Source organism: Pedobacter sp. 10L46_2 (genome assembly GCF_056395165.1).
This window is the reverse complement of sequence record NZ_JBFTIZ010000001.1, coordinates 15715-28971: the sequence shown is the minus strand read 5'-3', so window position 1 is coordinate 28971 and position 13257 is coordinate 15715. Positions and strand designations below refer to the sequence as shown.

General features: G+C 40.0%; 6 protein-coding genes. All 6 read right to left on the bottom strand.

All coding sequences use genetic code 11. The features are described from left to right. Positions 1-58: 58 nt before the first annotated feature. Positions 59-7231 carry a T9SS outer membrane translocon Sov/SprA gene (gene sov, locus AC1DDX_RS00105; protein WP_448105516.1) on the bottom strand — a complete coding sequence of 2391 codons (7173 nt, stop codon included), beginning with the start codon at positions 7229-7231 and terminating at the stop codon, positions 59-61. 54 nt (positions 7232-7285) lie between these two features. Next, complete coding sequence (ruvA, locus tag AC1DDX_RS00100; protein ID WP_068888257.1) at positions 7286-7870, bottom strand: Holliday junction branch migration protein RuvA; 585 nt, start codon at positions 7868-7870, stop codon at positions 7286-7288. A gap of 3 nt (positions 7871-7873) precedes the next feature. Then, entirely contained in the window at positions 7874-10186 is a 2313-nt protein-coding gene (locus AC1DDX_RS00095; RefSeq protein ID WP_288882725.1) for an NADP-dependent malic enzyme, read from the bottom strand. A gap of 139 nt (positions 10187-10325) precedes the next feature. After that, positions 10326-11537 (bottom strand): lytic transglycosylase domain-containing protein, encoded by a 1212-nt coding sequence (locus AC1DDX_RS00090; protein WP_172661943.1) that lies wholly within the window; start codon positions 11535-11537, stop codon positions 10326-10328. A 43-nt stretch (positions 11538-11580) separates the two neighbouring features. Beyond that, on the bottom strand, positions 11581-13011 hold the full coding sequence (gatA, locus tag AC1DDX_RS00085) for an Asp-tRNA(Asn)/Glu-tRNA(Gln) amidotransferase subunit GatA (RefSeq protein ID WP_172662415.1): 1431 nt from the start codon (positions 13009-13011) through the stop codon (positions 11581-11583). Positions 13012-13051: 40 nt separating this feature from the next. After that, on the bottom strand, positions 13052-13255 hold the full coding sequence (locus tag AC1DDX_RS00080; RefSeq protein WP_048903583.1) for a Sec-independent protein translocase subunit TatA/TatB: 204 nt from the start codon (positions 13253-13255) through the stop codon (positions 13052-13054). Positions 13256-13257: the final 2 nt, after the last annotated feature.

Below are 13257 nucleotides of genomic sequence, written 5' to 3'. Positions count from 1 at the left end.
CACATTAAATAAGCTGCGCGCGCTCAAAGGTAATTAATATCAGTGTTTATAACAATCCTTAATTCAGAGTAATCCTTAAACTAAAACCAAAATTACTGAAAGAGGTGTTAAAGGTCTGCGAAGTATACGGCTTGGTAACGTTAGAATCATAGAATACCCGCACATTAAAACGCTGGTTAAGCACATAATCTATACTCGGCCTAAAGGTTATGTTCTGCGCTCCTGATGAAACTTCTGCCTCAGTAATATCTGCACGATAAATCACAGTCTTATTATCTCTTAATGCAATGTCCAACTTAAAATCCATATTGTTATCAGTCTTTAATCCTTTAAATAACCCAAAAGGGAATCTGAATTTATTTGTTCTGTATCCCAAACCAAAAACCATATTGTTTTCCGTTAATTGAGCGAGCTGACTGTTTGCAAGACTTAATCCCAGCAATCTCGATCGGCCATACTCAAAGTTAGCCGTCATGTTATTTTTCAATCTGGTATCCACACCAATTAGCGGGGCAAATTGTTCAGCAATAGTTACCTGAGAATACTGGAACTTAGGCAAAAAGTTTCCCCCATCAGCATCTTCTCTGCTAATTACAGATCCGTTACTTTCCTGATATCTCAATAGGGAGTTAAAACTGTTTACACTGTACACTGAACGATAAGAATGTCTGATGTCTATTGAATTAAACCGGTCCGCAAGGAAAGCAATACGGGTTAATCCACGGTAATTCAACCGCCAGTTCGGCAAAGGAATACTTGGAAGAGAGTTCAGGTTAACTGACGAGGCACTTCTGCCCGAATAAGCTGCTAAAAATGCAGAAACAACTACATCCTGGGCATTCTTATCGTAACCATCTGCATAACCATCAACCATTCCTCTTGAATTTGGGTTTTGTGCGCCCAAACGCTGCGAAATCACCTGTCGGTTGGCCATGAACTGGTTAAACAACTTAGAAACCGTACTGCCCGATTTTTCTGAGAATGAGGTGCGTAAAGAAATAAATGAAACACTATAATCTCCGGTTGTATATGGACTTAAATTCTCAAATTCACGACTGTCTCTATCATATCTGTAGTTCGTAGAGAAATTCGATGTTCTATTCTTATTTGCAGTAAGGGTAATGGTCAAATCCCGAATGGGCTCAATTAAACTGGTAAAGCTTAAATCCTCTCGCAAGGTATTCACATAAAGCTGTGTCTGTAAAGTATCCGTAGTGAGCCATCCATTATTAACGGCCATACTTCTAATGTCACGCTGACTTCCGAACACAAAGCCCAATCCCGGAGCTCCGGTCACATCATCAATACCAAAATAATTGGTTTTAGGTAAATAACCTGGCATAAATATACCCCTGGTCTGCGTATAAGCACCTACAATATTTTTAATTCCTGTAAGTAAACCTACAAAGAACCCCGTGCCCGATTGCTTATCTGTAGTCCCGGCACCTGCCTTTCGAACAAATCCGAATTTGTTGTATAGACTGGCAAGGTTCAGATTTGGATTGATCTGAATGATCCTTGAATTCTGAATGGTATTCCCCAAATCTATAAGTGGGTTTCTAAGGGTTGATAGTGGCTCAGTCTGCCAGTTAAAGCTAGTTCCGTAACGAGTAGTTACATTTAACCAGTCCATTCCCGGAATCTTATTTAACGGTAAATTATAAGTAACATTTAAGTTGTGGGAATAGTCTGTAGTTCTACCCAGTCGCTTTAAATTCTGCCAAAGTGTGTCTCTTTTCAATCCGTCAATTCTGCCCTCGGGCTCATCAATGATAGAGTAATTGGTGGCATCAAAATCTAAAGTAAGTGAACGGGTAAAGTTCCAAGAAATACCATATACCCGGGTAACAAGGAAATTTTTATTAAACGTAGTGTTTATGGGAATGGCATTATTAGGGTCATTGTTGCGCAGGCTGTTTTCTGAATAATACCGGTCCAGATCAATCCTAAAGTTTATGGAATTAGGCAATAAGCTAAAGTTGATCTCTTTTAATAATGCCAGCGTATTTGATTTAATGATCTTGGCAAGCGGTTCATAGCTTTTTGACTGACCGGCATAATTATAGGCCAACGATGCCCTGTAAGTCTGCTGAATATTATTCTGATTAATAAAATCCCTATGTGCAAACTTAGTATAGGCATAACTTGCGTTTAAATTTTCTACATCCCATAGCTTAGGTTTTTTATCAAGATCGGTACGTTCCTTTCTTACATTTGTAAAACTGATGCTATTACGTGTAGTATAATCCTGTGCGTAATTCAGGATCTCTTTTTTCTCTGCTTTAGTGGCCCCTTCCAACGCAGTTTTCAATTCAATATCCGGCGTTCTCGGATCATACTGCGGTGTACTTATCTGACTTGAATAACTAATAAACATGGGAATCTTTACCCCCGATTTATTAGGTAAAAACTTGCCAAGTTCCATGCTCGAGGAGATATCAAAAAATACATTATCAGCTCTGTTTCTTTCGCTTACTCGTTTTTCCAGGGAGCCGAATCCAATCGTAGATTTACTTCCCGAAATGTTTACATCCGCAAAATCTGCCAGTTGTGCATTCATCCTTGCAGTTGCAGCCCACCCCCCTCTTTCGTCAAACTGCGTCAACCTTAATTCATTAAACCATATCACCGCATTTTTATCCAGCCCATCATCCTCACCAGGGTTTGCAGGATTCCTGAGTGGATTTTTCACACCAAGCATATAAACCCGGACTTTACTCATATCAGGCTGACCCTTTATGGTAATTGTTTTCCCATTTTCGATAAATTCATAGGGGATATTTACCGGCCATGGCTGCCCGTTAAGCATAGCTTTATTTCTGGCTATCTTGGCTTTTTGAAAAATCTCAAGTTCAATATCCAGTTTATTCTGGTCCGGCCAGATGGCATAAGGATCACTTGTTCCCGGATTGGTAACCCTTAAAGGTTGTGAGTACTCGTAATAATTATCCTGATTATCGGTCCCAATTCTTAAAAAGGCACTCAGGTCATTATTATTCAGCACATTACTCCCAAGGGCTTCAAGGTGAATATACATTTCCAAGTGCTTATATGATCTGAAATCATTAATAGCGGTTTTAAATGTAGCTCTTCCGTATCCATCCCTCAAATTTTTGATCGTTACCGCCAGCGACTGTTCATTCTGCCTGGTATCACCACGATAATTGCTGAAATCGCGTTCTCTTTCAATACCCGGAGGAACAACATATGGTATTGGGGTACGTTTTCCATTTTCTTCAATGTTCACTGTGGCTACTTCAATTGTCGAATTATCGGCTCCTATTGGTTGTAACACCGGATCAACAATTACCTGTGCAGGATCGTTATTTGCATTATACTGGCGCCATTCACCTCTTATCAATTGGATCTTTCCAAACCTTAGCACAGTGGTATCGGCATAATTGGTCAGGAACATTCTAATGAAACGAATCGACTTAAAATCCTGGATATTTCCAACCTTTTGCTGGTATTGTGCCAATGGAATTCGGATCTGATACCAGGTAACAGGTTGTGTTTGTCCATTAGCAAGTTTAACCTGCGAGGTCACCTTGTCAGTAACAAAATTTTGTCCAACCATTAAATCTCCCGGACGCATAGATACCTTATATTGAAAATACTCGTCAGACTGGGTCATGTTATTATCTCTGTTGATGTCCTCTCCATCCGGTAAAGAAGTAGAAGCTGAATTCTCTACACCAAAATCTTCCTGAGATTGTTCAGGGGTCTTAGAGTTTCCTTCAGTACCATTATATCTCTGGTAACGTTTTAAAATTCCGGCACCAGCCTGATCGAGTGCATTACTCCGATAATAGGAATAGTCATCTGATGATGGGTCATTTTCTAATTCAGCAGCAGCATCAGGATTTAACTGCCCCTTTATTTGATTAATAAGCGAGGCGAATTTGGCACGTTCATCATTATTCGACAACCCGTCCAGCCCTACATCCTGGGTTCTTCTGGCAGCTGGATCATTGTCAAATGCCTGAACCACCGGTTGCAGCTTAGGTACCCTGCCCCAATTTGTTTCATCAAATTTACTTGGATCTCCATTTGCAGGCAACCCATTTTCTAATGATTTACGTCCGTCTTTCAGAATGTCTTCTGAAATATTTCCAACATTAAAATACAAATCACCTCCGGCAGAATTTGGTTTATAAATATTTGGGTCCATAACCCATAATTCTATAAACTCTATATTCAAAGCCTCAAAATCATTGGTTTCAATTCTTCTGAACAAACCACCCCATCTCGATTTAGGATTATTTAACAGACCATTAGAACCAAATCCTGTTGGTGCATAATTATAAGGTCCTCTCACCGTCGGATAAAAAGCAACATCTAAAGTTGGCAGGGTGATAGATTGACCGGTACTTGTTTCTTTAAAAGGGAAAACCTCCTGCTCTATAATTTCGCGCACATAATGATTCGACAATTCTGTACGGTTGCTTCTTATGCTGGCAGGTAAATTACTCGCATTCCTATTGTAAAAGGTCGGGTCAATATTATAAAATGCAATACGCGCCCTATTGTAGCCGTACGCAAGGTCATTAGTCAAATTTGATTCAGGGAACAGTTGAGGGGTACCCGATAACTGCCATGCTACAGCACTTTTAAGATCTATTATTGATCTCGAGGCTTCAAAATCATCCAGGTAACTTACGCCACCTTTTTGACCTCCAAAGTTAAGCGCATTCGGGTGGCCAGGTAACAATTGGGCAAACTCTCCCGAAAAGGTAATGCTCGAAGGGGCTTTGGTAGAAAGGAAAGGTAATTTATCAACCAGCTTAGTTAAAAACCTTGAGGGTGAACTGTAATTAATATCCAGCCCCCATATGGTATTGGAAATCGGTTCCTCTCCAATGTTTACTTTTGGTGTTAGCGGTTTTTCAGAAAGGTTCATGATTGTACCTCCCAAATTCAGTTTATTATTTACTTTATAGTCCAGCCTTGCCCCAAATAACGACCGCTGCTGCAACCCAAAAAGTTCATTATTTTCTGTTGATATTCTTATCGGCTGGCCTGATATTAAAATTCCCGTATTCAATATCTTCACCCTTCCTCCCTGGTAGTCTACTGTAAAATCCACTCCTTCCTGTAAAGGAATTGTTCCGGCAAAAACCCTCACCGATCCCTCCGGCACATTGATGGCATTTAAGCTAAACTCCGAGGCAATATCAGATTGGTAACTTCCTTTAATGATATACCGGTTCTGTTTGGTAAACAATTGCTGCGCCACAACCTTGGTCGAGTCGTACAATGCAGTGTAAGTGTATTTATCAATAAAAGCTTGTTCGGTTGGTAAAAACTGACTGGCCAGATCTCTTCCAAATGGCTCAACAAGCGGAAAAATTATTCTCCCATTTAATGGATCTATAGTAATGTATCCATTTTTTGTGTTTGAAAGCACGTAGGCCGTATTTCCATTGGTATTATTAATTGTATTGGTATTGTTAAAAGCACTATTGTTCCCAAATGTGTTTGAGGAGTTCTGATTAGAATTTGAATTAAAAGGGTTATTCTCTGCCTGGAAGTCAAAAATCCCATCCGGTTTTGCTTCATCCTGCTGATTTAAACGATCCAAACCCCCTACCTGTATCCATAACTTATCTTTTAGTGGCCGCTTAAATTCATCCAGTTTCTCACCCTCAGTAATAACTGGTCTCTCAATACCTGTTTTCTCGTCTATTCTAAAGATATCCAGCTTAAAGTTTTGTTGACTGATTTGGTATCCACCTATAGAATAAATATTTTTCATCATCAGTCCCCATGTAGGCAGGTTAACTTTAGTCGTTTCATTCTTTAATAACTTTGCGAACAAAACTTTAGGGCTCCCCTGGTCAAATGGAACATCGGTAGTGAACTCACCAACCTGATATTCTACCCCATTGTAAGTATAGCGGTACGCAACGGCAAGCACTTCGTCTGTATTCAGGGAATTATTTAAGGAGATATAACCCAGTTTAGGATGAAAGGTAAACTCTCTTTCAGTTAGTTTTCTGGCATAAGTGAGTTTCGCGTAGTTGTCTGTTCCCTTGCTTTGCTCAAAGAAAGAAATAACTGCATTAGAGTTGGTTTGTCTCGCATCTGCCGGCAACCTATCCAACAAATTATTTGAATGCCTTGGAAACTGAGCATTCTTAAATGCCGAAGGCAGTACTGAGGTTCCTCCGGTCAGGGTAGCATTGTATGGCCTGTTCTCTCCCAAATCCATAAAGGCAAGAACATCTCTGGAATCCTGAGTATTGCCGGCCTTATTGGTAACCCATACTTCTATTTTTGTAATGATAACACCCGAAGTAATGGTAGGCGGATTGGATAGGGCCTTATTGTAATTGTCCCTGAAATACTGGGCAAGGAAATAGTGTTTGTTTGCTTCGTAATTATCTGCACTGATCCTGTATTCGTTTTGCTGTGCACCATTATTAATCTGTATTTCTCTCGACTGCGATTTTTGCTGGGTAAAAACAGTATTTACGTTCAGTTTACCAAACTGCAATTGTGTTTTTATCCCAAATAAGGCTTGTGTTCCGCTAATTAAGGTCGTATTTAAAGGAAGGCTCACATTACCGGCCTCTATTTTCTTTATAATATCATCATCACCACCTGTATAATCCAACTTAATCTGGTTCTCAAAATCGAATTGAGCTTCAGTATTGTAGTTCATATTAACCTTCAGCTTGGTACCGATATTACCAATCACATCCATCTGGATCCGCTGGTTAAAGTCAAAATTACCCTGCACCCTCTGGCGTTCATTAAACAGGGGGTTTTCATTTCTGTTTATTCTACCCAAAAAGGTAAGTTCCGCTTCCCCCCTCGGTTGGATATTGATCGTATTCCCGCCAAATATTTTCTCGAAGGCTTTACTATTGATACTCAAACTAGGAATGATCCCGGTTCTTCTTACATCATTGATCTCCTCATTCGAAAGTGTCCTCCAGTTTTCACGCTTAATTTCACTGCTTATCAACCGCTGATATTCGGCGATGGTTAGGTATTGAGGGGCAGCTATTAACTTATCGCCCACCAGCTGTCTAATAATGTATCTTTTATTTATGGCATCATACTCAACCTCACGTTTCACATTTTCCGGCAAGGGCTTAAAGGAATTTGACGGTGGCCTTATTCCCAGCCGCTGCTTTTCTTTTAACCCGAATAAATTTCTTGACGTATCAGTGGCAGCCCGCCCAACCACTACCTGAGAGACAGCATTTTTTCCCCAAAAGAGTATAACCAAGAGGAGAGATAATATTAGCGTTAATTTGTTTTTCAAGAGTAAAAAAAGTTATAAATTTTTTAGGGCTAGCTTAATCATTTGTTCTACTGATAGATCCTGACCACCCACCTTCACTGCATTATCAATTGCCTTTTCAGATGCAGGTTTAGCAAACCCGAGCATCATTAAAGCCGATAAAGCTTCTTCCTTTACAGTATTGTTTAAAGGGGCCGCAATTAACGACCCCGTTCCTTCCTTCTTTAATTTATCCTGCAACTCAAGCACAAGCCTTTGTGCAGATTTCACACCTATCCCCTTAATACGTTGTATAAGCGGAAGGTCGCCGCTGATAATAGCCGACTGAATTTCATTAGGGGTAATGGATGAAAGCATCATTCTTCCTGTATTTGGTCCTATACCAGATACCGAAATCAGGTGCAGAAATAACCTTCTTTCACCTTCATCAGCAAAACCATACAAAGTATGGGCATCTTCTTTAATATGAAGCCATGTATAGATTTTACATCGCTCCGCATCAGCAAGACTGCTGTATGTGTTTAGAGATATATTAATATGGTAGCCTACGCCACCGGCTTCCACTACAATATACGCGGGGCATTTAAAGGTCAACTTACCATCAATATATGCAAACATATTTTATCTTTTTGAAATTCTTTTTAATAGACCTTTTTTCGGATTTGCTTCTTGTTCTTTAGCCTGTACGTCTAAAACTGCAATGGTTACCATGTTTACAATTTCTCTCACTGAACTGCCAAGCTGTACAATATGTACCGGTTTTTTCAGACCCAGCAAGATCGGGCCAACGGCTTCCGCTTCTCCAAGTTCCTGTAATAACTTATAAGCAATATTACCAGATTCCAGATTAGGAAAAACCAGTGTATTCGCTGGAGCGCCTATTAACCTGCTAAAAGGGAAATTGTCTTTTAACATCTCATTATTAATGGCAAAGTTCCCCTGCATCTCACCGTCCACCATAATATGCGGATATTTCTCGTGTAATATCTTTACAGCTTTCCTAACCTTTTCCGGTACAATACCTTCATTAGAGCCAAAGTTAGAGTATGAAAGTAATGCCACCCTTGGCTGTATGTTAAATTTACTTACAGATCTTTCTAAAAGCAAAGTTAAATCTACCAATTCTTCTGCAGTAGGATCAACATTAACAGTCGTATCTCCGAAAAATACAGGTCCCTTTTTGGTCATCATCATGTACATGCCTGCAACACGGTTTACACCCTCTTCTGTACCAATAACCTGCAAAGCTGGCTTAATTGTCGACACATAATTCTTAGTCAAACCAGAAATCATTGCATCAGCTTCTCCAAACTCAACCATAGAAGCACCAAAATAATTCCGGTCACGCAGAAATTTGGTAGCCTCAATTAAAGTCACCCCTCTTCTTTGTCTCTTCTCATATAATGAGTTCGCATACTTGCTCATGCGCTGCTGCTCTTCAAAAGGGTCAATTATGGTAACGCCCTCTAATTCCAGTGCATTTTCCTCAATTATTTTCTTAATGATTTCCTTGTTTCCAAGCAGAATCGGAATAGCTATATTCTCATCTTTTACAATTTGGGCAGCTTTTAATATTTTATAGTTGTCAGCTTCAGCAAATACAACGCGCTTAGGATCAGATTTAGCCTTATTTGTAATTGCACGCATAATTGCATCATCACCACCCAATCGATGTTTCAATTCCTCAGTATAAGCCTCCCAATCGGTGATCACCTTACGCGCCACACCCGAGTCAATTGCTGCTTTAGCAACTGCAGTAGATACATTCGTCATTAAACGAAGATCCATTGGTTTTGGAATAATATAATCTTTACCGAACTTAATGTTGGTTTCATTGTAAGCCATATTAACCGCCTCAGGTACTGGTTTTTTAGCCAGCTCGGCAATTGCTCTTACTGCAGCGATCTTCATGGGCTCGTTAATAGCAGTAGCCCTCACGTCAAGCGCGCCTCTAAAAATATATGGGAATCCCAAAACATTGTTCACCTGGTTAGGATAGTCAGAACGGCCGGTAGCCATAATGATATCCTTACGGGAATTGAGTGCCAGCTCATAAGCAATTTCCGGGTCTGGATTTGCCATAGCAAACACGATAGGATTTTTTGACATTGATTTCAGCATATCTTCTGTTACACAATTAGCAGATGATAAGCCAATGAACACATCACTATCCTTCATTGCCTCCGCCAGTGTATCTAAATTTCTGGAAGTTGCAAATTCAGCTTTGATTGCATCAAGGTTCTCACGTGTATCACGGATCACACCAGAGCGGTCACACATCACAATATTCTCTTTTTTAGCACCTAAAGAAACATATAAGCGTGAGCAGGAAATGGCAGCAGCACCTGCCCCATTCACTACTATCTTAACCTTATCCATTTTCTTTTTTTGCAGCTCGCATGCATTTAGCAATGCCGCCGCCGAAATAATAGCAGTTCCATGCTGATCATCGTGCATAACCGGAATCTTCATTTCTTCCTTTAAACGACGCTCTATTTCGAAGCACTCAGGTGCCTTAATATCTTCTAAATTTATGCCACCAAAAGTAGGCTCAAGGGCTTTTACGATCTTCACAAAATCATCCACATTAGTGGTGTCCAGTTCCAGATCAAAAACATCAATATCAGCAAATATTTTAAAAAGGAGACCCTTTCCTTCCATTACAGGTTTTCCTGCTTCCGGTCCAATATTACCTAAGCCCAATACAGCAGTACCATTACTAATCACAGCCACTAAATTCCCCTTAGCTGTATATTTATAAACGTCTTCAGTATTTTCAGCAATCTTTAAACATGGCTCTGCAACCCCAGGTGAATAGGCAAGCGCCAGGTCTCTTTGAGAGTTTGTTGGTTTTGTTGGGATAACCTGAATTTTCCCAGGGCGCCCTTGCGAATGGTAATCTAAAGCATCCTGCTTCCTGTTTATTTTAGTCATAAAATTGTCAATTGTAAAGGGTCAAAGTTACAATTCTTTTATTAGGGCTTAAAATAAAAAAAAGGCAATTAAATTACGGATTTCGCGTGTTTAAATGCAATTATGAACAAAATGAACAGGAAAATAAACAAACTGAACGCTAGCTTTTCAGTCGACGGGGGGTGTCATCATCGGTATGTGCACTATACACTTTTATTTTCTGTCCCGGAACAATCGTTAAACTTCTTAATTTATTCCAGACTTTAAGATCCTGAACTTCAACATGATATTTATTGGCAATCTCTCCCAAATTTTGTCCGGGTTTAACTTTATGATAGAAAAAGACCGGTGTTGATTTCGCATTCCTTACCGGTCGACGCTCTTCATTTGAAGCCAGTACCACTTTCATGTTGGTTTCTGTCTCAGGGTTCAGCACCTCGTAGATTCTGGCAAAGTTAGCCAGGCTCACTTTTGGAACAATCACACGCTTCGGCATCGATTCTGTTCCGTTAACGATCTTCTTCTTGTAAGAAGGATTTAACGTGCAAAGCTCCTCTTCATCCATATTCAAAGCGCTAGCTAAAGTAGGGATAGAAATAAAACGATTAACCTGAATAGTATCTGTAATCTTGATATAAGATGGTCGCTGTGAACTAATATGGTGTTTATCTGAACACTTCATTACATACACAGCAGCAATAAACGCAGGCACATAATTTCTTGTTTCGGTTGGCAAAAATCTTCTAAGCTCCCAGAAATCAGTGGAGTTGGCTTTCTGCATGGCCCGCTTCACATTTCCCATTCCACAATTATAAGCGGCAATTGCCAGAAGCCAGTCCCCCAACTCTTCATAGGCATCTCTGAAATAGGCTGCCGCAGCATAACTTGCCTGTATAGGATCCTTTCGGTCGTCAACAAAATTATCCATATTTAAGCCATACTCTCTGGCAGTACCAAACATAAATTGCCATAATCCGGTAGCACCAACTCGTGAAACTGCATGTGGGTTCATAGATGATTCTATGATCGGCAGGTATTTGATCTCCTCCGGGATGTTAAGGCTTTTAAGTGCTCTTTCAAAAATCGGAAAATAGTAGTCAGACATGCCCAGCATTCTGCCCATCATTTCCTTCCTTCCGCTATAGATGTCTATGTACTTCTGTACGTATTCATTGTAAGTAAGCGGAACAGTCTTCTCAATAGAATCTAATCTGTTCTTGTAGTTGTAATTATAGTTATTAAACAGGGGCGTTTCATCAACCTCAGGTACTGAAGCTGTGTCATTCAAAATTAAGCCATGTTGTTGGGCTGATGCTGAAAAGCTAATTAATGCTAAAATGCAATAGGATACGAAGTGTACTTTTATTTTCATAGGCATTTCATTCTGCTTCCAAGGCTTTTCTAAAAAAACCTCCTTAGTTTAAACTATCATTTAAAAATGTTTGGGACAAGGAAAGTAGTTCTTCCTCCCTAAAATGTTTGGTCATCAATTGAATACTTAACGGCAAACCATCATCATTATTGCCCAAAGGTATTGCTACCGCCGGAATCCCGGTTAAAGAGGCCAATACAGTAAATATATCTGCCATGTACATCACCAATGGGTCATCTATATTATCACCAATTTTAAAAGCTGGTGTTGGCGTTACAGGAGTTAAAATCACATCAAACTCCTTAAGCATCTCTTCCATTTTCTCCCTGATCAACCTTCTTACCTGCTGTGCTTTTTGATAATATGCATCATAATATCCGGCACTTAAAACAAAGGTTCCCAACAATATCCTTCTTTTCACCTCTTCCCCAAAACCCTCTGCTCTTGATTTTTTATAGAGTTCATTTAAACTCCCGGCTTCCAGGTTACGGTGACCATAATGCACGCCATCATACCGGGATAAATTAGATGAAGCCTCCGCCGTAGTAAGCACATAATAGGCCGGCACCAGATAGTCCAGCAAATCGAACGACACATAATCTACCGTATGCCCCTGAGCTTTAAATCGCTCAATGGCTTTCAATATCGAATCCTTAATTGCAGGATCCAGTGCTTCGCTTTCCAGGGTTTCCCTGATCACTGCAATTTTCTTTTTTGTCCCATTGCCCAAGGCTGCAGCATAAGCAGGTACTTCTTTTTTAGAAACGGTGCTATCATAATCGTCAGCTCCGGCCAAAACCTCTAACAATACTGCCGCATCACTAACTGAAGATGTAATGGTACCTACCTGATCAAATGATGAAGCATAAGCAATTACACCATATCTCGATATACGGCCGTAAGTTGGCTTAAAACCAATACATCCGCAAAAAGCAGCTGGCTGTCTAACAGAGCCTCCGGTATCAGTGCCTAAGGCCGACAGGCACAAATCTGCCTGAACTGCAACTGCCGATCCTCCTGATGATCCTCCCGAAACCCTTTCAGTATCTGCAGCATTACTTACCGGACCATAATAAGAGGTTTCATTAGACCCGCCCATAGCAAATTCATCACAATTTAACCTGCCAATAATAACAGCATCTTCACTGATCAGTCTTTCCACAACGGTAGCAGAGTAGGGAGATACAAAACCTTCAAGCATCCTGGAAGAAGCAGTAACCATATGGTCTTTATAAGATATATTATCTTTTATACCAATTACCATCCCCGCAAGCTTACCCGCAGTTCCATTATCGATTTTTTTCTGTACAAGCTTCGCCTGCTCAGAAGCCGAATAAAAAAACACCTCATTGAATGCATTGAGGTGTTGATGAGCTTCTATTTGCTTAAAATAATAATCTAACAACTCAGGTAAGCTGAGCTTTTTTTGACCAATAAGAGTTTGTATCTCTGTTAAGGAGCTATACTTCTTCAAATTCAAGAATACATTAAGATTAAAAATTAGGTTCTAAAACCTATAACGGTTTGTTGGTGCGGTTTCTTTCAACCGGTTCATTATCATCAACTCCGTCTTTACCATCTTTAAATTCTTTAATGCCTTTTCCCAGACCTTTCATTAGTTCCGGGATCTTTCTACCTCCAAAAAGCAAAAGTACTATTACAAGAATAACGGCTATTTCCATGCCACCTAACGCGGCTGATATCGTTGTGTTTAACATGA